This window comes from Vibrio sp. JZG120 (assembly GCF_053890955.1).
The window spans coordinates 376822-401975 of sequence record NZ_JBSRRK010000004.1 but is presented as its reverse complement, the minus strand read 5'-3'; the positions used below and the strand labels follow the sequence as shown (position 1 = coordinate 401975).

The 25154-nt window shown below is 44.1% G+C and carries 19 protein-coding genes; 9 read left to right on the top strand and 10 right to left on the bottom strand.

The window, feature by feature from the left end:
- The first annotated feature begins 145 nt into the window (after positions 1-145).
- The 7 genes from ACWPOD_RS10220 (at position 146) to fabV (ending at position 10947) form a co-directional block, all read left to right on the top strand.
- Positions 146-817, top strand: coding sequence for an ABC transporter ATP-binding protein (locus ACWPOD_RS10220; RefSeq protein ID WP_005393230.1), 672 nt, complete (start codon positions 146-148; stop codon positions 815-817).
- The gene (locus ACWPOD_RS10215) at positions 798-3251 is read left to right on the top strand and encodes an ABC transporter permease (protein ID WP_258687479.1); all 2454 of its coding nucleotides are present in this window, start codon (positions 798-800) and stop codon (positions 3249-3251) included. Before ACWPOD_RS10220 ends, ACWPOD_RS10215 begins: the two co-directional genes overlap by 20 nt.
- Positions 3251-4375 carry a lipocalin-like domain-containing protein gene (locus tag ACWPOD_RS10210; protein WP_456231864.1) on the top strand — a complete coding sequence of 375 codons (1125 nt, stop codon included), beginning with the start codon at positions 3251-3253 and terminating at the stop codon, positions 4373-4375. The genes ACWPOD_RS10215 and ACWPOD_RS10210 overlap by 1 nt, the downstream gene beginning before the upstream one ends.
- 329 nt (positions 4376-4704) lie before the next feature.
- A complete protein-coding gene (gene nhaA, locus ACWPOD_RS10205; protein WP_203342305.1) occupies positions 4705-5856 on the top strand; it encodes a Na+/H+ antiporter NhaA in 1152 nt (383 codons plus the stop codon).
- A gap of 724 nt (positions 5857-6580) precedes the next feature.
- On the top strand, positions 6581-7225 hold the full coding sequence (locus ACWPOD_RS10200; protein ID WP_005393225.1) for a TetR/AcrR family transcriptional regulator: 645 nt from the start codon (positions 6581-6583) through the stop codon (positions 7223-7225).
- Positions 7226-7287: 62 nt separating this feature from the next.
- The gene (locus ACWPOD_RS10195; protein ID WP_456231863.1) at positions 7288-9570 is read left to right on the top strand and encodes an acyl-CoA dehydrogenase; all 2283 of its coding nucleotides are present in this window, start codon (positions 7288-7290) and stop codon (positions 9568-9570) included.
- A gap of 174 nt (positions 9571-9744) precedes the next feature.
- On the top strand, positions 9745-10947 hold the full coding sequence (gene fabV / locus ACWPOD_RS10190; protein ID WP_006742624.1) for an enoyl-ACP reductase FabV: 1203 nt from the start codon (positions 9745-9747) through the stop codon (positions 10945-10947).
- A gap of 76 nt (positions 10948-11023) precedes the next feature.
- Here the strand turns inward: fabV and ACWPOD_RS10185 are convergent, their stop codons facing one another.
- Together ACWPOD_RS10185 and ACWPOD_RS10180 are read right to left on the bottom strand one after the other, a co-directional pair.
- On the bottom strand, positions 11024-12706 hold the full coding sequence (locus tag ACWPOD_RS10185) for an aspartate:alanine antiporter (protein WP_006742623.1): 1683 nt from the start codon (positions 12704-12706) through the stop codon (positions 11024-11026).
- Between the two features lie 174 nt (positions 12707-12880).
- Positions 12881-13147, bottom strand: coding sequence for a GrxA family glutaredoxin (locus tag ACWPOD_RS10180; protein ID WP_005378026.1), 267 nt, complete (start codon positions 13145-13147; stop codon positions 12881-12883).
- A 377-nt stretch (positions 13148-13524) separates the two neighbouring features.
- On the opposite strand from ACWPOD_RS10180, the gene ACWPOD_RS10175 reads away from it, so the two are divergent.
- The gene (locus tag ACWPOD_RS10175; protein ID WP_005393219.1) at positions 13525-14769 is read left to right on the top strand and encodes an iron-containing alcohol dehydrogenase; all 1245 of its coding nucleotides are present in this window, start codon (positions 13525-13527) and stop codon (positions 14767-14769) included.
- Positions 14770-14846: 77 nt separating this feature from the next.
- On the opposite strand, the gene ACWPOD_RS10170 is transcribed toward ACWPOD_RS10175, so the two are convergent.
- The 5 genes from ACWPOD_RS10170 to ACWPOD_RS10150 all read right to left on the bottom strand — a co-directional run bounded on the left by ACWPOD_RS10170 (position 14847) and on the right by ACWPOD_RS10150 (position 20557).
- Entirely contained in the window at positions 14847-15701 is an 855-nt protein-coding gene (locus ACWPOD_RS10170) for a MurR/RpiR family transcriptional regulator (protein ID WP_005378021.1), read from the bottom strand.
- A 311-nt stretch (positions 15702-16012) separates the two neighbouring features.
- A complete protein-coding gene (gene panP / locus ACWPOD_RS10165; RefSeq protein WP_006742621.1) occupies positions 16013-17659 on the bottom strand; it encodes a pyridoxal-dependent aspartate 1-decarboxylase PanP in 1647 nt (548 codons plus the stop codon).
- A 200-nt stretch (positions 17660-17859) separates the two neighbouring features.
- Entirely contained in the window at positions 17860-18372 is a 513-nt protein-coding gene (locus ACWPOD_RS10160) for a hypothetical protein (RefSeq protein WP_012841922.1), read from the bottom strand.
- A gap of 206 nt (positions 18373-18578) precedes the next feature.
- Positions 18579-19484 (bottom strand): lysine exporter LysO family protein, encoded by a 906-nt coding sequence (locus tag ACWPOD_RS10155; protein ID WP_006742620.1) that lies wholly within the window; start codon positions 19482-19484, stop codon positions 18579-18581.
- 152 nt (positions 19485-19636) lie between these two features.
- Positions 19637-20557, bottom strand: a complete 921-nt coding sequence (locus ACWPOD_RS10150; RefSeq protein WP_005393212.1) for an HDOD domain-containing protein — start codon at positions 20555-20557, stop codon at positions 19637-19639.
- A gap of 369 nt (positions 20558-20926) precedes the next feature.
- On the opposite strand from ACWPOD_RS10150, the gene ACWPOD_RS10145 reads away from it, so the two are divergent.
- The gene (locus tag ACWPOD_RS10145; RefSeq protein WP_005393210.1) at positions 20927-21514 is read left to right on the top strand and encodes a TfoX/Sxy family DNA transformation protein; all 588 of its coding nucleotides are present in this window, start codon (positions 20927-20929) and stop codon (positions 21512-21514) included.
- 190 nt (positions 21515-21704) lie between these two features.
- Here the strand turns inward: ACWPOD_RS10145 and ACWPOD_RS10140 are convergent, their stop codons facing one another.
- The 3 genes from ACWPOD_RS10140 to ACWPOD_RS10130 all read right to left on the bottom strand — a co-directional run bounded on the left by ACWPOD_RS10140 (position 21705) and on the right by ACWPOD_RS10130 (position 24977).
- Complete coding sequence (locus ACWPOD_RS10140) at positions 21705-22253, bottom strand: hypothetical protein (protein WP_005393208.1); 549 nt, start codon at positions 22251-22253, stop codon at positions 21705-21707.
- Between the two features lie 289 nt (positions 22254-22542).
- The gene (locus ACWPOD_RS10135) at positions 22543-23040 is read right to left on the bottom strand and encodes a response regulator (protein ID WP_012841921.1); all 498 of its coding nucleotides are present in this window, start codon (positions 23038-23040) and stop codon (positions 22543-22545) included.
- Positions 23037-24977, bottom strand: a complete 1941-nt coding sequence (locus ACWPOD_RS10130; RefSeq protein ID WP_301575002.1) for an ATP-binding protein — start codon at positions 24975-24977, stop codon at positions 23037-23039. Before ACWPOD_RS10130 ends, ACWPOD_RS10135 begins: the two co-directional genes overlap by 4 nt.
- Positions 24978-25154: the final 177 nt, after the last annotated feature.

Genomic DNA, 25154 nt, shown 5'->3' with positions numbered 1-25154 from the left:
CGTCAACAAAATTAGGAACAGAAAGTGAATCGAGTTGCATTTGTACTCTCATAGTGTGATCAAGCATTCAAAATACTTTCTACTAACAGGATTTTAGTGTAGATTCTGATCCCAATTTTTAAATACCATCCGAGCGGCATAATCAATGTTAAAACTGTCAGACCTATGTAAAGGCTATGTAGACGGGGGAGAATTTCACCCTGTATTACAAGGGGCAGAATTAACATTACAGCAAGGTGACCAAGTCGCTCTGATGGGAGAAAGTGGTTCGGGTAAAAGTACTTTGCTGAACTTAATTGCCGGACTGGATACTGCAGACTCTGGTGAAGTTCAGTTTCCAAATTTTGCCATGCATGATGCGCCAGAGCATTTGAGAACCCTTTATCGCCGCAACAATATTGGTAATATCTTCCAACAGTTCAACCTGCTTCCTACGCTCAATATTGCCGACAATATTCGTTTTTGTCGTCAGTTAAAAGGTTTGCCAGAAGATAAAGAGTTGTGGCGTCAAATTCTTTCTGCTCTGGATTTAATGCCTCTGCTAGGCCGTTACCCGGAAGAAGCATCTGGTGGTCAGCAACAACGTGCTGCTATTGCTCGCGCACTCTATATGGAACCTAAAATCCTACTCGCTGATGAGCCAACTGGTAGCCTAGACGAGCGAAACGCAGAAGCGGTAATGCGCTTATTGACGAGTCTCGCTCGCCAACTGGAGTGTACTTTGCTGTTAGTGACGCACAGTGAAAAAGTGGCGGCCCATATGGAAGGTAAGATTCGACTTCAAGGAGGGCAACTGCATGTTATGGCCCGTAGTTAAGGCACTACTCGGTCATTACCGTCGTTACCCACTACAAATTATTCTTGTCTGGCTAGGGTTAACCTTAGGCGTGTCCCTTCTTGTTGGTGTTACTTCTATCAATCAGCATGCAAAACAAAGTTATGCGACAGGAGAAAAGCTTTTCTCCAATCCTTTGCCATACCGAATCCGAACTAAACACTCTGCCAATAAAATTCCTCAAGGTTTCTATATCCAGTTGCGCCGAGCTGGGTTTAACCAATGTGCGCCGTTTGACGTGCTGCATCTAGATGCTAAAACCGATATGAGCTTGATGCTGGTGGGGATTGACCCTGTCGCGATGATTCCATTGCAGCAAGGCAAATCTTTGGGTGAGATGCCCGTTCTATCATTAATGAAACCTCCTTATCCCATTCTAGTCAGTCAAGATTTGGCCGCTTACATGAGTTGGCAGGATGGGGACTTTATTGAGATGAATGACGGAAGTCGTCTCGGACCGATTCAAGTCGATAAAAACAAAATGCTCTCTGGGACTCGGCTGGTTACCGACATCTCATTACTGCGTATGCTCAAGCGGAGCTCAGGTTTATCTGCGATTTCTTGTGGTGAAATGCCAGAGGAAAAGCTAATAGCGCTGAAAAATATGCTTCCCAATGGCATGACGCTCGTTAGGAATACGCGTACGGAGCTTGAGTCGTTAACTAATGCATTCCACATGAATCTCACTGCGATGGGGATGCTGTCATTTTTGGTCGGGTTGTTTATTTTTTATCAAGCGATGTCTTTGTCATTTATTCAGCGACAACGTTTGGTGGGTATTTTGAGACAGACGGGGGTCAACGGAACGCAGTTGGCTCAAGCATTGTTGTTAGAGTTGTCGTTGCTCGTCTTTGTTGCGTGGGCGTGTGGTAACTTTTTTGGTTTGATCTTGGCAAATGAGCTGATCCCTGCAGTCTCATCGAGCCTGAGCGATTTGTACGATGCCAACGTAGGCTTAACAATAGGATGGTCTTGGCAGTCCAGCTTATATAGTCTGATCATGGCAGCGATGGGCGCATTAATATCGTGTTTGTGGCCATTGATTCGTTTGTTGAAGTCACAGCCAATTCGTCTATCTTCTCGACTGTCATTAATGCGATTTGCAGGGCGTGAGTTCTCTTGGCAGGCTCTTGCTGCGTGTGCGTTTTGTGTCGCGGCAATCGCAGTGTATCAAGCACCGAAAACACAAGAAACTGGCTTTGCCATTATTGCGCTGATGTTGGTTAGTGTGGCCTTGTTTATGCCATTTATTATGTGGCATATGTTCCAGAGCTTTTCTTACACCATGCGTTGGGTACGTGTACGTTGGTTTTTTGCCGATGCGGCTGCAAGCATGAGTTATCGCGGTGTGGCAACAATGGCGTTTATGTTGGCACTGGCGGCAAATATCGGCGTAGAAACGATGGTAGGCAGTTTTAGGGATACAACCGATAAATGGCTCAGCCAGCGATTAGCAGCGGATATTTATATCTATCCGACAAATAACTCAGCAGCTCGGATGAGTGCGTGGCTGCAAAACCAACCAGAAGTCAACTCGGTTTGGTGGCGTTGGGAAAAAGATATGCCAACCGAACATGGTGCTTTGCAAGTGGTGAGTACAGGCTCTTCTGAAGGTGAGCTAGATGCACTGACGGTAAAACTAGGTGTCCCGAATTACTGGTATCAACTGCACGCGACCAAGAGCTTGATGGTGAGTGAATCGATGGCCTTGAAGTTGGATATTCGCCCAGGAGACTTCATTAACTTGCAGGAACCACTGGGTGGAGACTGGCAAGTCGTTGGTGTTTATTACGATTATGGAAACCCGTATAACCAGGTGATGATGTCGCACCGGAATTGGCTGTATGCATTTGCAGGGACGGGCAATGTTGGCCTTGGTGTGGTGTTAAAAGATAGCGTTAATGGGGAGGGGCTGAAAAATCGCTTAGAAAATGTATTCCGCCTCCCGCAAGACCGTGTGTTTGATAATGGTAATATCTATAGTCAGGCAATGAGGGTATTTGATCATACCTTCGCTATTGCAGGAACCTTGGGCAACATCACGCTGATTATTGCTGTGTTTGGTTTATTCTTCGCGACATTGGCGGGCGAACTGTCGCGGCAGCGGCACTTCTCTTTGCTGAGATGTATGGGTGTATCCGGAAAGGAACTTGTCGCATTGGGTGGTTTGCAGTTGTTTGTCTTCGGGGCCATTTCCGCGATTATTGCGGTGCCACTTGGTCTGGCACTTGCACACTTGATCGTTGATATTATCATTAAGCAATCATTCGGTTGGTCTCTGGAGCTTCAAACGATCCCTTGGGAATACGCTCAAACTATTGCTTGGGCGATGCTTGCCATCATGATTGCCGGCGCATTGCCAGTTATTAGAATGATTAAGAGTACGCCAATGAAGTCATTAAGGGACGCGTTGTAATGAAAAAAGTGGGCTCTAAAAAACGCTTGTTAGTTTCAACGATCATTGTTATTACGTTTGCCTTTTTGACTGGGGCTGCTTTTTACTCAACTTTTTGGTTGGAAGCGACAGCGACACAAGAAAGCGAGCTTAATTCTATTCTAACGCGTGAAAATCAAACGATTTTCGAACCTGTATTACCTGACGAGCATGTCTCTTTACCGTCAGACTTTCGCTTTCATCCCGAGTACCAACATGAATGGTGGCACTACTTTGCGAAGCTGAAAGATGAGCAAGGGAAAATATACAATGTTCAATGGAGCTACTTCAGGGTCGCGACGGATGAGCGAGAAACCAGCGGATGGCAAAACCCTCAACTGTACATTTCACATGTTGTCATTAGCCATGGTTCGCATGTCTGGAAAGAGCAGCGTGTAGCGAGAGGCGGGATAGGCCAAGCTGGCATGACTAATCGTCCTTTCAGGTTATGGATTGATAATTGGACGTGGCGTTCACTTGGTGCAACGCCTTTCCCCGGAAACTTGAATGTGACTACCGATACGTTTGGTTTAGATCTCAATACTATGACAAATGGCCCCTTTGTTGTGAATGGAGACAAAGGTTTTCAGGTTAAACACGCGTTGCAATCTGTTGCCTCTTTCAGTTTTAGTGCGCCATTTTTAAAGGTGAAAGGGAGTTTGAACATTAATGGTAAACGCTTCTCTGTTGCTGGCTCTGCTTGGGCTCAGAAAGAGTGGGGCAGTGGCTTAATTGGTGAAGGGCAACAGGGTTGGGATTGGTTTGTATTCAATTTAGATGATGGTCGAGCACTGACAGTCAGCCGCTATCGCCACCATGGACAAACACCGCACGTGTTTGGCACCTTGTCCACACGCTCAGGTAAAGTCATCAATCTCTCAGACGATGATATCAGTATTAAACCAATGCAAGTGACCAGTTTATCAAATGGAAGAAGGCTGCCTTTGCAGTGGATTATTAATATTCCAAAGCATCAAGTTAACTTGACCACTCGTATTATCAAATCAGATATGTGGCTTCCTTTTGTTATACCGTATTGGGAAGGCCCTACCTTAGCTTCTGGCTCCAACGAGGCTTGGGGCTTTATGCAGCTCACTGGTTATTAAATTCTGATAAAAACCACCCCAATGGGTGGTTTTTTAGTGGATGAAACTTCCTGAATTTTTCTCAAAAGTATGGGGTTATCATGACAGTACATGCCATGTTATGCTGATTTTCTCATAATCTTGATAAACATTTGGCGCGATAACAACAAGTACGCGCTGTGATCAAAATTGAGTGTTATGTTGGAAAATACGATGTATAGTAAACTTCATATCGGAAAAATCGAAGTTTATACTCTGAAGAAGCGATTATTCTAAAGTTTTCGACCGCTATACACTCTTATCATTCTTTGTTAATCGTTTATTAAGATAATAAATATAAGGACGAAACCATGAACGATGTCATTCGTGACTTTTTCAAAATGGAATCAGCTGGTGGTATTCTTCTCGTGATTGCAGCGGCAATTGCGATGACCATTGCTAACTCACCGCTGGGCGAAACTTATCAATCTGTACTGCATACTTATGTATTTGGTATGTCAGTTTCTCACTGGATTAATGACGGCCTAATGGCTGTTTTCTTCTTACTCATTGGCCTTGAAGTTAAGCGAGAGCTACTTGAAGGTGCGTTAAAATCAAAAGAAACCGCAATTTTCCCTGCGATTGCAGCGGTTGGCGGTATGTTAGCTCCTGCTCTTATTTACGTAGCCTTTAATGCCAACGATCCTGAGGCGATTTCTGGTTGGGCAATTCCAGCGGCGACAGATATCGCTTTTGCTTTAGGTATCATGGCGTTATTAGGTAAGCGTGTACCAGTAAGCCTAAAAGTGTTCTTGCTAGCGCTTGCTATCATCGATGATTTGGGTGTGGTTGTTATTATCGCGCTATTTTACACCGGTGACCTGTCGACCATGGCGTTGCTTGTTGGCTTCATCATGACTGGTGTCCTATTCATGTTGAATGCGAAGGAAGTAACAAAACTTACGCCATACCTGATCGTCGGTGCGATCTTATGGTTCGCGGTGCTTAAATCTGGTGTTCACGCAACATTGGCAGGTGTAGTGATTGGTTTTGCTATCCCACTAAAGGGAAAGCAGGGCGAACATTCTCCACTTAAACATATGGAGCACGCGCTTCACCCATACGTGGCATTTGGTATTCTGCCTCTATTCGCATTTGCCAATGCGGGGATTTCGTTAGAAGGCGTATCGATGTCAGGTCTAACTTCAATGCTGCCACTCGGTATTGCTTTGGGTCTACTGGTTGGTAAGCCTCTAGGTATCTTTACCTTTAGCTGGGCAGCGGTAAAAATGGGCGTTGCTAAGTTACCTGAAGGCGTTAACTTCAAGCATATCTTTGCGGTATCTGTGTTGTGTGGTATTGGCTTTACAATGTCTATCTTCATTTCCTCTTTAGCGTTCGGAAATGTAAGTCCTGAATTTGATACCTATGCTCGACTCGGTATCTTAATGGGTTCGACGACAGCAGCATTACTTGGCTATGCCTTGCTGCACTTTTCTTTGCCTAAGAAAGCGCAAGCGTAAGATAAAAATGCGCTATTTTGTAAAGCCTCCCAATCGGGAGGCTTTTTTATACCCATAGTTCAGTACATCAGCGACTTAATAGCGACACTTTCGTATTGAGCGGATGTCTAGACCATGGAGATGAACGGAATCATCGAAAAAGATAGGTTGGTAGATCTGCGGGCGAAAAAAAGCCCAGCCGAAAATTTGACTGGGCGGATACAAACATAGGAGTTAATAAGAAAAAAGCAGCAACGTAACAATTAGATGGAAACAAGTTTGACGGCCAGTGAAACTTAAAATGCCCTAGTTGTTACATTTATTCAGACCGAGCCTTTTCCAAACAGTTCCATTTTTTTTCAAAAAAATTCGATTTAATTCTTTCTGCCCGCTTGTATCGTAAAGAAGTAAGAGAAGAGGCGAACAGCGTAACCAACTTAATGGCGGTTTGAAACTCGATAGCCCTCTTTTCTATAGTAGCTATAAACTTAAATTGCATTTCAAACCCGCACCTCCTGCTCCGACCGCCTAACGACATTGCTAGCGTTTCAAATACGATGGTTTGCGAAACTTGGTAATTTTCTTCAGGCGAGCATCATTTGCTTATTAGACTTAAATTCAAAAGATTAGATCACACCTTCTAAGTTCTGGTCAGACCAATTGGTGAAAGTGTGATGTTAATCATTTGTTAATCTAAAGTTTCAGGAGTATATTTTCAAACAGTTGTTTAATACGAGTGATTAAAATGGCCCCGAGAACATCAACAAAAGAAAAAATACTCGATGTCGCAGAAGGACTCTTTGCTGAACATGGTTTTAATGATACTTCGCTAAGAACGATAACAGGTAAAGCGAACGTCAACTTAGCATCGGTAAATTATCACTTTGGCGATAAAAAAACGCTAGTTAGAGCGGTTTTAGATAGATACCTAGAAGCGCTCATGCCGAGCATTAAAACCTCACTAATTGAGTTAAATACGCGTGATAGCTACGACATGGACGACGTCTTTGAGTCATTGCGTTTACCTTTGCGTACATTAAATGATGTGCGCCCCAATGGTACTGCATTATTCATGTTGTTAATTGGCCGTGGTTACACAGACGTACAAGGTCATCTGCGTTGGTTCATCACCACTCGATATGAAGAGGTACTTAACCTCTTCACCTTCTCGATAATGAAGGCAAACCCGGAACTATGTGAGGAGCAGCTGTTTTGGCGACTGCACTTCACGCTAGGTACCTGCGTATTTACGATGGCTTCAAGCCAGGCTCTTTCGGAGCTTGCTGAAAGTAAATTTGAAAAGGAAGTGGATGTGAAATCTGTCGTCGACTTGCTGATTCCTTATTTGTCAGCAGGAATGTCAGCGAAGCAGTTGGCACAAGACAAATAAGAAAGTTAAACCAATAATAAAATTATGCCCAGAGCGGTTACGTGAACAAAAGGATCTGAACTATGAGCTCTCTACGAAGAAAATGGATTAGTGACCCAGCTTTTAAAGTGTTCAAAAAAGTATTGCCACCTCTCTCTAGTACTGAGAAAGAGGCGATGGAAGCGGGTAGTGTGTGGTGGGATGCCGAACTATTTTCAGGCAAGCCAAACTTCACAACATTGCATCATTATCCAACGCCTACACTGACAGCAGAAGAGCAGTCATTTATGGATAATGAGCTTGAAACCCTGCTAGAAATGCTTGATGACCAGAAAATTGTCAAAGAAGATAGGGATTTACCGCCTGAAGTATGGGAGTACTTACGTAAAGAGCGATTTTTCTCACTGATCATTTCAAAAGCGTATGGTGGTCGTGAATTTTCCGCTTTAGCGAACTCAACCATTGTTTCTCGTATTGCGACTCGAAGTATCAGTACCGCGGTATCGGTAATGGTACCGAACTCTCTTGGTCCAGGTGAGCTTTTATCGCACTACGGTACACAGGAGCAAAAAGATTACTGGTTGCCTCGTTTAGCTGATGGTACCGACATTCCTTGTTTTGCATTAACAGGGCCCGAAGCGGGATCTGACGCCGGTGGTATACCAGATCAAGGCGTAGTTTGTTATGGCACTCACGAAGGCAAAGAAGTGCTTGGCGTGCGAGTTAGCTGGAATAAACGCTACATCACACTTGCGCCAGTGGCGACAGTGCTCGGATTAGCATTTAAGCTACAGGATCCAGAAGGGCTACTTGGTGATAAGAAAGAGGTTGGAATCACATGTGCGCTGATCCCCGCTGACCATGAAGGTGTCGAGATAGGCGAGCGCCATGATCCTCTGGGTTCTGCATTTATGAATGGTCCGACTCGTGGTGAAGATGTCTTCATCCCTATGGACTGGTTGATCGGTGGCGCTGATTACGCAGGCAAAGGTTGGCGTATGCTGGTTGAGTGTCTTTCTGCTGGTCGTGGTATCTCTCTCCCAGCGCTTGGTACAGCGATTGGCCACCTTACTACACGTACAACCGGTGCTTATGCTTACGTACGTAAACAGTTTGGTATGTCGATCGGTAAGTTTGAGGGTGTCGCAGAAGCTATGGGGCGTATTGGTGGCCTTACTTATCTACTAGAAGCAACACGTACGCTGACGACGATTTCTCTCGATATGAAAGAAAAACCCGGGATTGTAACCGCGATTGCCAAGTACCACATGACGGAAATTGCGCGTACTATTCTAAATGATTCGTTTGATATTCATGCAGGTCGTGCGATTCAAGATGGCCCAATGAACTATCTTGCTAAACACTATCTCGGTATCCCAGTTGCGATCACTGTGGAAGGCGCGAATATTCTGACTCGTAACCTGATGATATTTGGTCAAGGTGCGACTCGTTGTCACCCATATGTACTGAAAGAAATGGAAGCCGCGGCGAATCCAGATTCTGAACAAGGGGCGAAAGAATTTGACAACTTGCTCTTTAAACACATCAAACATGCGGTAGGCAATACATTTGGTGCATTTGGCGCGGCGCTAACTGGTTCTCGGTTTGTAAAAGCGCACACGAGTGGCCCAACACAGCAGTACTATAAGGAAATCACAAGATTAAGCCGAGCGCTTGCCGTTAGTGCTGACTTCGCGATGTTAACACTAGGCGGTGATTTGAAGCGTAAAGAAATGATTTCCGCACGTCTGGGTGATGGCTTAAGTTATCTATATATGGCGTCTGCCGCACTGAAAAAGTATGAAGATGAAGGACGTCAACAAGGCGATCTAGATTTTGTCCACTACGCCGTGCAACATTGTTTGTATAACGCATCTAAGTCATTAAATGAGGCTTATACCAACTTCCCTGTGAAATACGTTGGCGGTGTGCTGAAAGGGTTATTGTTCCCACTTGGTAATCATTTTAATAAGCCAAGCGATGAACTGTGTGTGAATCTGGCGGAAGCAATGATGACGCCAGGAGCACAACGTGATCGACTCACGCATCTTTGCTACATCGGAAAATCCGACGACGACAGCGTAGGCTTAATGGAGAATGCCTTCCTCGCAATGTACGAAATCAAACCATTAGAGCGTAAGCTTATGAAGGCGGCGAAGGATGGGAAAGTGGCTCGTAAAGGTCTTTTACACGACCGTTTGCAGCAAGCATTTGAAGCTGGCGTGTTAACTGAGCAAGAAATTGACCAAATCATGGCGGCAGACAAATTGCGTTACAAGGCGATTCAAGTTGACCACTTTAGTCATGACTTTTCTGAAGTACGAACCGATTGCCCAAAAAAGTCGCATTTGAACCCGGCGGCATAGTAAACCGTTAATACTAAGAAAAGCACCTCAATGAGGTGCTTTTTTGTGTTCTTGCAGAGTGGATGTTGGGATAGTGCTCCAACCACTTGCCTTTTCAGAGCATTTTTACAGAAATTAGATGCGAAATCCCGACGAAACTTTTATCCTAACAAGGTTTTTTAAAGGAAGTTGAATATGATCATCAAACCTAGAATTCGTGGATTTATCTGTACTACAACGCACCCTGTTGGTTGTGAAGCTAACGTAAAAGAACAAATTGCGTACACTAAAGCGCAAGGCCCAATCAAAAACGCACCTAAGCGCGTTCTTGTTGTCGGTGCATCAAGTGGCTACGGTCTATCTTCTCGTATCGCTGCGGCATTTGGTGGCGGTGCATCAACTATCGGTGTTTTCTTCGAAAAAGAAGGCACTGAGAAGAAACCAGGTACGGCAGGTTTCTACAATGCAGCTGCTTTTGAAAAGCTAGCGCGTGAAGAAGGCCTGTACGCAAAAAGCCTAAACGGCGACGCTTTCTCAAATGAAGCGAAACAGAAAACTATCGAACTGATCAAAGAAGATTTAGGTCAGATCGATATGGTGGTTTACTCACTGGCTTCCCCAGTACGTAAAATGCCAGAAACTGGCGAGCTAGTTCGTTCAGCGCTTAAGCCTATCGGTGAAACTTACACATCAACTGCTGTTGATACCAACAAAGATGTGATCATCGAAGCAAGTGTCGAGCCTGCAACAGAAGAAGAAATCAAAGACACAGTAACCGTTATGGGCGGTGAAGACTGGGAGCTTTGGATCAATGCACTGTCTGATGCTGGTGTTCTTGCTGAAGGCTGTAAGACAGTCGCGTACAGCTACATTGGTACTGAGCTAACTTGGCCAATCTACTGGGATGGCGCACTAGGTAAAGCGAAAATGGACCTAGATCGTGCGGCGAAAGCGCTAAACGACAAGTTAGCAGCGACAGGCGGCAGTGCAAATGTTGCTGTACTTAAATCTGTTGTAACTCAGGCAAGTTCCGCAATTCCTGTTATGCCACTGTACATTGCAATGGTATTCAAGAAAATGCGCGAAGAAGGCGTACACGAAGGCTGTATGGAACAAATCTACCGTATGTTCAGCCAACGTCTGTACAAAGAAGATGGTAGCGCAGCAGAAGTGGATGAGATGAACCGTCTACGTCTGGATGACTGGGAACTTCGTGACGACATTCAGCAGCACTGTCGTGAGCTATGGCCTCAAATTACGACTGAGAACCTAAAAGAACTGACTGACTACGTAGAGTACAAAGAAGAGTTCTTGAAACTATTTGGTTTCGGTGTTGAAGGCGTAGATTACGAAGCGGATGTAAATCCAGCGGTTGAAGCTGATTTTATCCAAATCTAATCGAATGACTGATTAGACAACCGATATACAAAAGGCGCTCATTGAGCGCCTTTTTTGCTTTCATCAGTCAAAGTTATTAACTTAATATTATCAGGATCGTACCGGCTAACGTCATCAGAATATTAGCAATCGCATAGGTACCCGCATAGCCAAGAGCAGGGATGGTGGATTTAGCGTAGTCGTTGACGACATCCATAGCTGGGGCACAAGTTCGGGCACCAATAATGGCACCGAAGAGCAGGGCACGGTTCATCTTGAGTATGTGTGCGCCCACTAAATAGGCCAGTACTACAGGCACAACACTAACAATGAATGCTAAACCAATCACCTTTGGACCAACTTGGGTCAAGTGCTCGAACATCTTTCCGCCTGCACTTAGACCTATTCCCACCATAAAGAACATCAAACCCAAATCTTTGACCATATTCAGCGCCCCCTGCGGGACATAGCCGAAAGTAGGGTGATTTGCTCGTAAGAAACCAAGTGTAATACCAGATAACAAAAGACCTACCGCGTTACCCAAGCTGAACGAAACCTGGCCGAATGTCATCGTGATGAGGCCAAACAGAATACCCAAAATAAAGAAGCTGCAAAAAGCGAGTAAATCGGCCATTTGACTGTGGATCGAGATGAAACCGATTTTTTCCGCGAGTCCATGTACTCGGCTTTTCTCGCCGCTCACCTGAAGGACGTCACCTTTAGCGAGCACAATGTCTAAGTCCATCGGCATTTCTATTTGCGCACGTACCACGCGGTTTAAGAAACAGCCAAACTCAGATAAGTTTAAATCAGATAAACGCTTGCCTGCGATAGCGTCACTTTTTACGACAATTTCTTCTTCAACGATGCGCAAATCAAGCAAGTTACGATCAAATACTTCTTTTCCGTTGCGGAAGCTAGGATCCAAGCGAGCATGGCTATCAGGGAAGCCAACCAGTGCAATTTCATCACCCTCTTGCAAAATGGCATCACCATCTGGATGGGCGAGAATACCATTGCGGCGGATTCGTTCAATGTAACAGCCAGTTTGACGATAAATACCCAGTTCACGCAAGTTCTTGCCGTCAGTCCAGTCAATCAATTCTGGGCCGACTCGGTAAGCACGAATAATCGGTAAGTACACTTTTCTTTGGCTTGAATTTCCAAGGCCACGTTCTTGAGCAATTTGCTGCGCAGAATCAGACAGGTTCTGCTTCTGCAGTTTTGGCAACAGCTTCGCGAACATGATCATGCTAATTAAGCCCACCAGATAAGCCATCGCGTAACCTACAGATAGATTTTCTAATACCAAAGAAAAATCCATATTGCGCGGTATAGTAGCAAGGCCGGAGTTTAGAGCGTCTTGTGCACCAACCAGTACTGGTGTTGCTGTCAACGCGCCAGCCATCATACCGGCTGACAAGCCAAAATCGAGGCCGAAATAGTGGCTCAAGCCATACGTTAAGCTGACTGCGGACACGAGAACGGTCATACTTAAAATAAAGTAATGCTTACCATCTCTGAAGAATATGCCAAAAAAGTTTGGTCCAGCTTCAATGCCAACGCAATAGATAAACAGCATGAAGCCAATGGTTAATGCTTCTGCATTGAATGAGAAGCCAAGGTGACCCATTACCAACGAGGTAATTAGAACGCCTATGGAGTTGCCTAGTTGTAATTTGCCAAATCGGATTTTTCCGATGGCAAGGCCAATGGCTAATACGACGAAGATTAGAAGGATAGGGTTTTGCTCAAGAAGGTATACGACGTCTATGTTCACTGTGTGGCTCGGTAAAGTGTGTGCCAAAAAGATTAAGAATTGCGAATTGTAACTAAATATAGCAAAAAGATAAGTGAATTTTTTTAGGTTTTACCATTAGTTGACGTAAGGTAATAACCAACTGAAAAATAATAAAAAAGCCGCATGAAGCGGCTTTCTTAAAAACTGTCTTTATTACTCGTCAAATAGACCTAGGTGCTCTTTCGCGTATGCTTCGAACTCGTCGCAGCCACCGATGTGCTCTTGGTCGATAAAGATTTGAGGAACAGTTTCAACGGGTTTACCAACTGTTTTCTCAAGATCTGCTTTAGAAATACCTTCAGCATGGATATCAACGTAACGGTAGTTGAAGTCGTCACGCTTCGCTTTTAGCGTTTCTGCGTGTTCTTTTGCACGAACACAGAAAGGACATGCAGGGCGACCAAAGATAACAACGAACATAATCTTATTTCTCCTAAATCTATTCTTTTTTGAAAGCGTACAAAACATAGCGGCTGAGTGCGCTCTCTTTTGTTGCAGTAACTATGCCCGATCCAGATACGGAAATAAAGCAGCAATTACCTCTTGGTTCTATAGGTGAAATCTATCGAATAAAAACTAAACGCGCTCCCTTATTCTATGGCTCTAAAGTATGTGAAGTGACGCATAAAAAACATACATTTTAAGGGGTTAATGATGGCAAGGTGGAATTGGTCAATTTTTTTTATTCAAAAACATAGCAATCTAATCTGGCTATACGCAAATGACTTCAACTCTTACATAAGTGTTAAATCAGAGGGCAAGAGGTTATTTGGGTATATTATTTTGGGAGGATGTGTATGTTTCAGTTTATGACTGCAACAAGGATTATATTTGGTGAAGGTGCACTTCAGTCTTCATTATCCGTTATCAACCAATTTGGCTACAGTGTTTTGCTGGTAACCGGGAAGGATACCCAACGAGCCACGCCCATCATTAACTACCTTAAAGCTCAAAATATGCGTTACCAACACGTAGCAATCAATGGCGAACCTTATATCACAATGGTAGAAGAGACCGCGGTACTCGGTAGAAAATTCCAGCCTGATATGGTGATTGCTATTGGCGGTGGCAGTGTCATCGATATGGGTAAAGCTCTAGCCGCTATTATTCCTAATCAAGGCAATGTTTACGACTACGTCGAGGTGGTAGGAAGAAACGTACCATTAAAGGCAAAACCTCTTCATTTTATTGCAATTCCTACGACAGCAAGCACGGGTTCAGAGGTGACTCGAAATGCGGTGTTGAAGTCTGGACAAGATAAAGTGAAAGTGAGTCTTCGAAGCCCAGATATGCTGGCAGACGTTGCCATTGTGGATCCGACGCTCACTTATGGAACCGATCAATACACATCCGGGCGTGGCGCGATGGATGCGTTCACTCATTTGATGGAAGCGTATGTGTGTGGTGAGCCAAACCCTCTTACAGATATGGTGTGCGAAGAGGGACTTCGTCGTTTAAGCCGTTCAGTGATTGCTGCTTGTAAGCAAGATAATCATAAGGCTCGGTCGGATTTATCGTTCGCTGCGTTGCTCGGTGGCATGGCCATTACTAATGCCAAATTAGGTGCTGCGCATGGGCTTGCGTCGGCGTTAGGAGGTAAGTTAGATGCTCCCCACAGCGTGATCACGGCGCGTCTTGCACCGCACGTGATGCAGGAAAATATTAACGCCGCGAAGCTCGCTGGCAGGAATGATGTGATAAGTCGTTATCGTAAACTTGCCCAATTGGTTACCGATCGTGCGAACGCGAATGAGCACGATGGGGTTCTTTGGGTAAATATGGTGTTAGATAAGTTAGCGTTGCCGTTACTTGGCCAATTCGGAGTATGCCAAACTTCTTTTGAACAAGTGGCGAACGATGCGCTTAAGTCGATGGCGATCAAAGGCAACCCGTTACCCCTTAATCAGGAACGTTTGATATACATATTGCAGCAAGTCTGTGATTGCAGTGGAGAGTGTGTGGCAGAGAGCACACAACACGTGAGCTCTGTAGAAGTGCTTGAATCAAGAACGGACTTATCGAGTGTGAACGACTTGGGTTGATGTATTGATCTAAAGCACATTGAAAAAAGGGGAGCGTTGAGCTCCCCTTTATTAAATCTTTCACTAAACAGCAGGACTTAGTACTGACTTAGTTTGTCATAGCGACTGTCTTTCAACGCATCTTTTACGCGTTTTAGGTTCTCACGGAAACCTGTACCACGGCGGAGTGTGAAGCCAGTTGCCAGTACATCAATCACCGTCATCTGTACAACTCGACTCGCCATTGGCATATAAACGTCGGTATCTTCAGGAATATCAAGCGTAATAGCGAGTGAACTTGCCTTTTCTAGCGGTGAGTCCTTTGCTGTAATCGCAATGACCGTCGCGCCGTTTTCACGAGCAAGGTTTGCTATTTCGACCTGACTCTTCGTTCGACCTGTGTGAGAAATAAGAACCACAACATCATTATCACTGCAGTTAATACAACTCATGCGCTGCATGACAATGTCTTCAAAACAAGTAATTGGAATGTTAAAGCGAATAAACTTGTTTTGTGCGTCTCGGGCTACAGAAGATGATGCACCAAGGCCAAAGAATGAAATGCGCTTCGCTTGCGTTAGCAAATCGACCGCACGGTTCACTTGCATTGGATCTAGGCTGTTTTTCGCGACATCTAAACACGCCATGGTCGATTCGAAAATCTTATGGGTGTACGCGTCTGGGCCATCGTCTTCTTCCACGTTACGGTTAACGTAAGGGGTACCGTTGGCTAGGCTCTGTGCCAAGTGAAGCTTAAAATCTGGAAAGCCCTTGGTGTCCAGACGACGACAGAAGCGGTTTACAGTGGGCTCACTAACATCAGCCATTTTAGCCAACGTTGCAATGCTTGAATGAATTGCAGTTTGTGGAGACGCCATAATTACTTCCGCAACTTTGCGCTCTGACTTACTGAAATTCTCCAGGTTTTTTTGAATTTTTTCTAATGTATTCATAGTGTTCACGAGGGTATAGAGAACAACTCGCTGGCTCTGTTAACGAAAGGAAACACGAAGATTCCAGAGTAGAGTGGGGCGTTAACGAAAACAACCAGCGCCATAGAATCAGTATAAACCTGATCTTCAATCAGTCTAAACCAATAACGGATACTATTTAGTGAGAATTTGACAGGCCTCAAACAAAATGTTGTAAAAACTACAGAATTGGATGTGTAATCGATGTTTTGTTGCGCCAGTCGCACGAGAATGATGTTTGAGTTACATCAAAACGAAAAAAAATTTCAAATTGATGTAACTCTTTCGGGCCATTAAGACGATTGGATATCAGTGACCACCTGCTGAATTCTTTCCATCAAATTTGGTGCTTGCTTGGCGATTTCACGCTGTTCATCAAGCACCGAACTCAAAATCTCTTTGGTCGTCAGCGGATTTGCCAAAACCACTCGGAACACAATCGTGTTCATGCGCTGCCATTGGTCTGGGTTCAGTCTTGTACGTGAAACAAACGATTTGCCCGTTTCACGCTGACGCTTTTGAATAAACTGTGTTAATTCATTAATCAGTTCATTCAGTTGTTCTTTTTGTGAACCTTCCGCTTTTGCTAATGCCTCACGGATGAATGGCGGCAAGTAGCGGTATGTGAGGAGACAAAGCTCTGGTTCAGAAACCAATTCGAAATCATCTTGCTGCTTGATTAAATCTGCAAAGTAGCGAGCTTTTTCAATGCTTTGGTCTATCAGCAGCTCATAGCCAGGGCGGCTGATGATGTGCATTGCGGCATAGACTAACATTGCCATGCCCGAACGAGAGCCTTCTAATGTATGGCTGCCTAGGTCTTTTGAGCCTTTACGCAAGATATATTGAGCGTGATGCTCTATGGATTTCATTGCGTCAGGATCTTTGAACAGAACCATACCAGCGCCCATCGGGATGTAGAGTTGCTTGTGCGCATCAATGGTTACTGAGTCTGCCATTTCCACACCGTTAAGAAGGTGACGGTGGTGATTAGACATAAGTGTTGCGCCACCCCATGCGGCATCCACATGGAAATGACAACCGTGAGCTTGGCAGACTTCTGCGATTTCAGGTAGCGGGTCGACATTACCTGTCTCTGTTGTACCAGCTACACCAATAACAGCAATAGGCTTGATGTTTTGTTTCTCTAGTTCAACAATTTTCGCTTTAAGGTCGTCGACAATAATACGGTTGTTGGCATCCGTTTTAACCGCAACCAAGCCTTCTTGACCTAAACCTAGTACATCGGCTGCTTTCTTAAGGGAGTAGTGACCACGTTCAGACACCAATACCGCTAAGCCATCGTAGCCATAATGCTTCATGGCTTTAAATAGGCCTTCTTTCTCAACGCCTTTAAATGAACCATTGGCTCTTAACGCCTTGTTACGTGCTACCCAAAGTGCAGTGATATTGGCAATGGTACCGCCGGAGCAAAATGCGCCCAATGAGTGGTTTGCGCTATGCATCCACTGATCGTAAAACGTATCGCTCTGACCATAGATCAAGCGATGTAGCATGCCCAAAACTTGACGTTCAAGCGGGGTAAAGGCTTTAGAAGTCTCTATCTTTACCAGGTTTTGGTTTAAGGCGATCATGATCTTTGACAGTGGCATCAAGAAATAAGGCAGCGCCGATGTCATATGACCAATGAAGCTTGGTGAAGAAGTGTGAACGGAGTGCGACACCAAAGTGTCGAGTAAGTGTTCTGTATGATCTGACACGAACTCTGGCTGCTCAGGAATCTGAGCAGAAGAAAAGTCTTTTTCGATTTCGCGTAAAGGCTTTTCTTCTGCCACGATGTGTTCACGAAGAAATTGATTTAGATTTCGCGAGAGGCTCTCGTCAATTTTGGTTAACGTTGAGTCAGGACCTTCTGGGACAGTGAAGATCTTTAGCAAGCTCTCAAAGCTAACGTCAGCGGTTTTTTGTTCCTTAACCATAGCAAAGAATCTTTGTAGTTATTGTGGTAATGCGAGCGGCACAATCTAAACTAAAACGGGCGCAAAGTCCCGTTTTAATTGTTGAAACCCATGTTGCTGAAATGAAAATTTTAGGTGAGGGCTACAATCTTCGCATTAAAAAATCGTTGATTTTAATGTGTTAAAAACACTCGGCGTTTTCGAGCATCCTCAACGATTAATTAATCACACTTCTGCTTTTCAATCTTCTCTATTGACTGATTGTACTTATTAAGCGCGGTATCAATTTGTTGTGGATGGCTAAGCAGGTCGGCGAATGCTGAACGAAGCTCGTAGTTTTTGGGGTGGTTAGTCGATTGACGGTCACTAAACGTTTGTTTTGCAACTTCACCTAACTTATCACTTCGGCTTGCTAGCTGCTTAACGTCGTGTTGTTCTAATTTTAGCCATGCTTCGATTGGCTGTTCTGTTGCAACACGGCTAGGATCGTTCTCTAGAAAGTAGTGAACTGCTTCACGGTTTAATTCAAAGTGATGTTTACGGCCGTCCAAGAACCACTGGCTAACTTCTTTTAGATCTGGATACTGGGTAACCGTCAAATCAACAAGATCTTGATACCACTGTAGTGAGGCATCAACATAGCCGTCGTATTTGCTAGCAAGACATTGTTGATCTGCGGCAAACGTAAAAGTTGAGCTTGTAGCGAGGAGCGCTGCAACGACAAAGCGTTTCATTCTTCTTCCTTCTGGTTGTTATCCCTTTATTAACGCAAGGCACATAAGTTGATGTTCCACCCTTCTTTCTCTTTAGTCGTGATAAATCATTGGGCTAATTGACAAAAGGAAAGCGGATTATTGCCAAAACCTTGATCACTTTGACGTTAACTGGGTATTTGAATTTTTGCCGTATTGTAATGGATGTTAAAGCGAAAACCTGAGATCTAGCTAGCAAGTGATACAAAGAAAAGCATCATAACTGGTACCAGTAAACTCAAAATAAACCCACTAACGATGGCGACTGGGACACAACGTACACCACCTGTAGTCTGAATAACAGGTAGGGTAAAGTCCATTGCTGTTGCACCTGCATAACCAATTGCTGTGCACGGATAGCTGCGAATAAAGAGAGGAATGGCTACCAGCGCGACCAGCTCTCTCATCAATTCGATCAGGAAAGATGCCCCCCCAAACACGGGGCCAAAAGCGTCTCCCATCAAAATTCCTGCGAGTGAATACCAGCCAAAGCCTGAAGCCATCGCGAGGGCTTGATAGAGAGGAAGGTCCAAAAGTATCGCTGCAATAACGCCACCAAGCATACATGTTGCGATCACAACTGCCGCAATGGCCATACCCTGTTTATTTAATAGAATTTGGCGAAGAGTAAGCCCACTATTGCGAAGCTGAATACCAATAAAAAATAGGAGCAGGAAGAGTATCCATTCGCTCGCTGTATCCACCCAACTTAAATCGATGGGTAACAGCAGACCAACTACTAGCCCGCCACCAACGACAACAATCAGCTTTACTGATTCTAAAGCCATCGAGGATAGTGGCAGCTTCTTTTGATTCTGATTGGTCTGGAGAGGAATAATCCTATCGATAATAGGCAGCGCTAACAGGTTACAGGTACTTAAACATAAAAAGAAAGTACTCGCATAGAGGAGAATACTCTGTAAGTTGCTACTTAAGTTATCGAGCGCTGCTAGGCTAAGTCCCATCAACGACAAAATGACGTAAATAAGGTAGGACGTTGATTGATTGATCTTCTCCAGTAACGAGGCTCGAGATATAGGAATTAGATACCCCACAACAAGTGGAGCGAAAATAAATAGCATCCCTGAGAACATAAAGCTCTATGATTCCTTTTTTGAGATAATACCAACACACATAAATCAAATTATTTATCGGTTGAAATTAGAGAGATATTTCACCAAATACCAAACGCTGCTCAGCCTTGAGCGAATCGTTTATCGCGAATTAGGTGTGAGAAAACGATAAATTACAAGCCGCTAGCACTTAGCACTGCACGTATTTGGTCATTGAAGTCAGTATCACTCATATTGCTGAGTTCATACAAGACCTCTGCACCTGTTAAGTTGAATTCAACTTCGTGTTCATCAATGCGTTCATCATGATTGCGGAACATCAATAGGTGATGCGCGATTCTTGCAATGTCTAAATAACTTACTTCCGGTCGCGTTTGCTCGTACTTCTCGTTTGAGGAGACCTCTCTAAAGTCATTGTCAAATCCCCAGCGCTCGAGCACCAGTTTGCTTGTTGCTGAACAACGAGTTTGGAAGATTTGCAACGCAATTTCAGGATCTAGGTAATTGCCTCTATCTAAGTAAAGGTGGTACTCGTTAATTAGACAAAACAAACCGATATCGGCTAGCAGACCAACCAGCAATGCTTTTTCTTGCTCCAAGTGCCCATAAGTACCTGGCTCGTGTTTACGAAACGCTTGAACCAATATCACCATGACGGCACCGAGTTCTCGGGATACCGCTGCACTTTTCACCAAGATAGCATTACATTCTTTGGTTAAATTTACTGAATGTTTAAGTTGTTCAATCGCTTGTGCGGTAACAATATCACGCACGCGCAGTATACCAAGGCGAGATACCGCGGTGGTTAAGTCGTTGCAGGTAATGTTTCTGCGATTGAAAATTACAGAGTTTGCTACTCGTAGAACGACCGCCGCCAAGCCGGGATCTTCTAACAAACAGTTAGCAACATCTGAAATAGTGGTGTGTTCTTCGACACATAACTGCTGAATTTTAAGCACGACATCAGGAATAGGGGGTAATGAAATCTTACCCGTTGAGATGGACTGTTCTACCAGCTGAGCAAACTCGGATTCCAGTGCGTTTATAAGCTTATCTTTATTATTTGGCAGCCAAAAAAATGATAAATGTTCCATTGTGACGCTGTACTTGAGATCTTTCGTACAGTGTACCCTTACAGCGTATTCTTTATCAATTAAATGCGTATCACGTGCTCGTAATTGCCAGCGAGATCATAATGATGGCGTGTTTTGGGCATGCCGTGCGTCAAAAAAATATCACCACATGAATAATAAGTGTGAAACTAATCACGTATGCTGAATATATACTTTTTTATATGTGACCTATGTCCTAACTTATTTTTCAACGTTAAGTATGATTAAGCAAGTTGGTGAGCACAACTCACAAAAATATCGCCAACAAATCGACATTTATAATTCGCTATAAGCTGCTGTTTATCTGGTGACATCGCTAATCGGGGTAATTTATTCAGATTAAAGAGGTCAATGGACATGACAGACCAAGCTTTTTTTAAATATGTACGCAACTTTAGTGAGTATCAAAAACGTTCTATGTTCGGTGGTATCGGTTTATTCACCGATGATGCTATGTTTGCGCTTGTCAGCAATGATTGCTGCTACTTACGTGGTGGTAATGGATTGGACGAAGTGTTTACTCAACTGAATTGCGAAAAATATAAGCACGTCAAAAAACAGACGACGGCAACCGTAAATTATTATGATGTAACAGATTTGTTTGAATCCGGATATGCAGGACTCGATGAACTGGTACAAAAATCAATTGAATACTCAATTAAGGAACGAAAATATCAAAAGTCTTCTGCCAGTAGACGTTTGAGAGATCTGCCAAATATGCAGTTAACTCTTGAGCGAATGGTCAAGAAAGCAGGTGTTGATGACGTAGAAACCTTTTTAGAACTTGGACCTGTAAAAGTCTTCAACAAAGTTAAAGTGGCTTATGGCAATGACGTTGATGTTAAGTTGCTTTGGAAATTCGCTGGTGCAACTGACGGTGTTCATTGGAAACTGATTCAAGAGCCGCGTAAAAAGCAGTTATTGGCGCTGTGTGAGTAAGCAAGCTGAACGCACGATGATTGACTCGTTTTGATGGAGTTAGCGGGTCGTAAAGGCAAGTGTTGAAAGCGGAAAAAGGACATTGAAGTTTTTGACCACTTCATTGAGTTAGTCATTAGATTAGACAAAAAACCGAGGCATGGGCCTCGGTTTTTGTTTTTTAATTTGCTCTTTTCTTAAAGCACAAATCTTAAAACTTAAAACGCGTGGTGAACATTACCTGATCACCATAAAAGTCGTTGATACGCGCTTCAGCGCCTAGAGAGAAAAGCTCAGTTGAGTGGAAACGAGCGTATGCTGCACCGGTCCAGTCGTCATCGTTATCAATAGAAACGTAGCCGACTTTGCCGCCTACTTCTAATTGAGGACCTAACCATTGACGAACACCTAAGTTCAGTTCCATACCTACGTCAGTGCTGCTATCGCTTGAAGGTTGTACAACGCGCATTAGCATTTCACCTGTAAGGTCAGCCCAGTTGTTTAGTGGCGAATGAAAGCCAAAACCAGCGGCTGAGTCAAAATCACTTTCAAACTCAGAGTCGATACGAGCAATAACATGTGCGTTAGGGTGAATTGATTTGCTGAATCCAGCACCAAATGTCACAGGACTTGCGCCAATACGTGCTTCGAAATAGTCGTAGCTAAAGTTGCTCATAGTTGCTGGCGCATTGCGGTCGTTTGCGGCTAGGGCATGGCTTGATGCCACTAGTAAGGCAGCGGCTAATAGTGTTTTACGCATAACTAACGATAAACCTTGTTCATTATTTCCATGGATTCAAGCAACCACTTGAACCGTAATCTGATTTGTCCGACATCATAATAAAAAGGAAGGTCCACGACCAACAAAAATGTGTCGATGTTTTGTCAATTAACTTAATAGTTAGTTGGTTTAAGCAAAAACTACGCCATATACATAACGTCTAAGAGCATCAATCGGATAAATAGTGATGCTTTTCCATACTCGCGCTATTGCGCGAAATAACGTGGATCAGCTGGCTTTGGTGACATTCAAGCTAGAGCCACGCATATTACTCGCCGAAGCTTGCTCTGCGTTCAGCCATGGCATTGAGGATCGCCTCAGAATCAAGGACTTGAGTCCAAGATAATAAGTTATCATCATTTGCAATCATAAAAGCAGTAAGCTGAGACACGATTGCTTTTCTCAACTCTTCACCTCTCCATGGTTTGGCTATGTAATAGTCCAGACTTGCGTTATTGACGGCCTCAACGGTGTCTTCTAAGCCGGCTTGTCCTGTAAGTAAGACTTTGCGGGCCGCTTTTGTGTCACCATTTTGACTGAGTTCGATTAAGAAGCTAATCCCAGTTTGCTCCGGCATAATGTGGTCGCATAAAATGAGCGCAAGCTGAACTTCCTCTTCCGCCATCTCCTCGATCACTTGCCTTGCTTCAGTGACTGATTCCGCTCCCTCGACAATAAAATGTTCCTCAAAGGGAGCGAGATCCTGGAGCACGCTATCCAAGACTTCTCGTTCGTCATCGACACATAAAATTAAATACTTGGTCATATTTCATCTCCTTTTTCGATGACTGGTAACCAGACTGTCATTCGTGTGAACTTGTCGAGCTCTGATTCGACGTCAATCCATCCCTTATGTGCTGTCACGATTTGCTGGCAGATGGACAGCCCAATGCCTAAACCAAAGTTGCCTTCTTTTTTCGTCGTGAAGTTGAGCTCGAAAATGGCTTCTCTTTGCGATTCAGGAATGCCACACCCATTATCTTCAAACGAGATAACGGCGTAATGTGTATGATCTTTTTCTGCAAGACGTGTTTGTATTTTTAAAACGCCTTTTTCCGGAAATGCATCAATGGCGTTAGAGACCAAATTCGTCCATACCTGTTGGAGTGCGATTGGTTGACAAAGGATGGGAGGTAAATCCGCATAATCAGTGGAAACCTGATGCATTTTTAGTTTGTTTTCGAAGATCACCAAGGTATCTTCAATACCTTCATGAATATCAGCATAGTGCTGGGTCTCATCATCTGAGCGTGCGTAACCTTTAAGGCTTTTCACCATATCTGCAATTCGCGCAGCACAGACGTTAATCGAGCGAAGAGTGGAACCTGCTTTGTGGTATTGCTCAAGAGTATCGAGAACATGAGAAGATACTTGCTGTTTTTTCGTTAGTTGAGTGAGTAACTCGTGATCTGACTCTAGCCCAAGGTTCACCACTTTCTTTGCCAATGTTCGGTCTGGAAGGGCATGATTAAGTGCTTTAACGCGTGATCTGAGCTCTGCGGTTGAAGCGGGTTTTGCGGTTTGAGCTTTGCTCAGCAACTCAATGCCTTTGGTTTGTATATCGGAACTGGGTACTTCGTTAAGTAATCGTTCTAGCGTATGCGTTAAATTCTCTACGCCCCTCAATATCGCTGCTATCGGATTATTTAGTTCATGCGCCACGCCCGCAACCAACTGGCCGAGCATCGCCATTTTTTCTCTTTCAATGAGTTGCTGGTGGGCAGACTCCAGCGATTCGAGCGTTTTTTGAAGTTGCAGCTTAGTGTTGATGCTTCTTTGTAACCGGCGGTTGAAGTGGCGTAAGAGCAAGTTTGTAAAAAGAGGCAGTAAGTTTGAGTCGCTTTGCATCACTTTATTGAATACGTTGCGATCGAGTTTGATAACTTCTGTTTTAGTTAGTGTCAGAGCTGTCGAGAAAGAACATTCCCCAGTAACAAACGACATGCCTCCGACAATATTCCCTTTGTTATGGCGTACAACCTCTCGCTGCATGCCTTGCTCATCGCGCTTGTACAGAGCCACTTCACCTTCGGTGATAAACCACAAAAAGCTATTTGGCTCGCCTTCCACGGTTAATAAGTGTTCAGGTGAGTATGTACGGCACGCTCTTGTTTCGTCGTTATCTTTGAAAAACTGCTGGAGAGCGGAGATCACTTGCTCGGCTAACTCGGCATCAGACATCGAGTGGTAGTCGTGTAAAAAGCCCGCTTGATAATGGCTCATCTGGTTATTGATGTGCGCTCGCAACAAGCTGTGATGATCCAATATCTGACTGTAACTTAGCAGGTCTTCTTTGCCGTTTCGCAATATAAATTGGGTCAGCTCTTTTTGCACTGTGTTAAATAAGACGTGATCTGGCAAAGGTTTAGTGAGGCAGTGGTCGAGCCTGCCCTCATTAACGGCAGTGAGAATTGCCTCTATATCAGACGAGCAGCTAATAAGAATTTTTCTTGCTTGCTCGGTATGCGGCATCCGGTCTAAACCAATAAGAAAATCCACGCCATTAAAATGAGCGTGATGGCTCGCTATGACTAAAGCAACAGTCTGTTCTCTTTCTTCTAGATACTCTAAAGCGCTTTGAGCCTCTTCTATCGACTCGACAGAAAAGATATCAAATTTACTTGAGAAGGCAGACAGCTCCAATCGAAACTGTTCAGCACTGATTGGGTTGTTGTCGAGACACAACACAGCATAACGATTCACAGATGTTTTAGCTCCGGTTAAAACTTCGCCACGTAAACTTTAACAATAAAAGGACATGATGAGTGGGAGCCAAGTATGATTCCTGATTAATGGACTAGAATAAGCATCAATAGTCTGATTTGTCTCAATGTTTTCTCCGCAGGTGGTTTGGGGTAGACTGACCGAAAATACCTAATA

Excerpts from the sequence above, each read along its gene's own strand:
- ACWPOD_RS10220 (WP_005393230.1), top strand. The coding sequence starts at position 146 with ATGTTAAAACTGTCAGACCTATGTAAAGGCTATGTAGACGGGGGAGAA.
- ACWPOD_RS10215 (WP_258687479.1), top strand. The coding sequence starts at position 798 with ATGTTATGGCCCGTAGTTAAGGCACTACTCGGTCATTACCGTCGTTAC.
- ACWPOD_RS10210 (WP_456231864.1), top strand. The coding sequence starts at position 3,251 with ATGAAAAAAGTGGGCTCTAAAAAACGCTTGTTAGTTTCAACGATCATT.
- nhaA (WP_203342305.1), top strand. The coding sequence starts at position 4,705 with ATGAACGATGTCATTCGTGACTTTTTCAAAATGGAATCAGCTGGTGGT.
- ACWPOD_RS10200 (WP_005393225.1), top strand. The coding sequence starts at position 6,581 with ATGGCCCCGAGAACATCAACAAAAGAAAAAATACTCGATGTCGCAGAA.
- ACWPOD_RS10195 (WP_456231863.1), top strand. The coding sequence starts at position 7,288 with ATGAGCTCTCTACGAAGAAAATGGATTAGTGACCCAGCTTTTAAAGTG.
- fabV (WP_006742624.1), top strand. The coding sequence starts at position 9,745 with ATGATCATCAAACCTAGAATTCGTGGATTTATCTGTACTACAACGCAC.
- ACWPOD_RS10180 (WP_005378026.1), bottom strand. The coding sequence starts at position 13,147 with ATGTTCGTTGTTATCTTTGGTCGCCCTGCATGTCCTTTCTGTGTTCGT.
- ACWPOD_RS10175 (WP_005393219.1), top strand. The coding sequence starts at position 13,525 with ATGTTTCAGTTTATGACTGCAACAAGGATTATATTTGGTGAAGGTGCA.
- ACWPOD_RS10170 (WP_005378021.1), bottom strand. The coding sequence starts at position 15,701 with ATGAATACATTAGAAAAAATTCAAAAAAACCTGGAGAATTTCAGTAAG.
- panP (WP_006742621.1), bottom strand. The coding sequence starts at position 17,659 with ATGGTTAAGGAACAAAAAACCGCTGACGTTAGCTTTGAGAGCTTGCTA.
- ACWPOD_RS10160 (WP_012841922.1), bottom strand. The coding sequence starts at position 18,372 with ATGAAACGCTTTGTCGTTGCAGCGCTCCTCGCTACAAGCTCAACTTTT.
- ACWPOD_RS10155 (WP_006742620.1), bottom strand. The coding sequence starts at position 19,484 with ATGTTCTCAGGGATGCTATTTATTTTCGCTCCACTTGTTGTGGGGTAT.
- ACWPOD_RS10150 (WP_005393212.1), bottom strand. The coding sequence starts at position 20,557 with ATGGAACATTTATCATTTTTTTGGCTGCCAAATAATAAAGATAAGCTT.
- ACWPOD_RS10145 (WP_005393210.1), top strand. The coding sequence starts at position 20,927 with ATGGACATGACAGACCAAGCTTTTTTTAAATATGTACGCAACTTTAGT.
- ACWPOD_RS10140 (WP_005393208.1), bottom strand. The coding sequence starts at position 22,253 with ATGCGTAAAACACTATTAGCCGCTGCCTTACTAGTGGCATCAAGCCAT.
- ACWPOD_RS10135 (WP_012841921.1), bottom strand. The coding sequence starts at position 23,040 with ATGACCAAGTATTTAATTTTATGTGTCGATGACGAACGAGAAGTCTTG.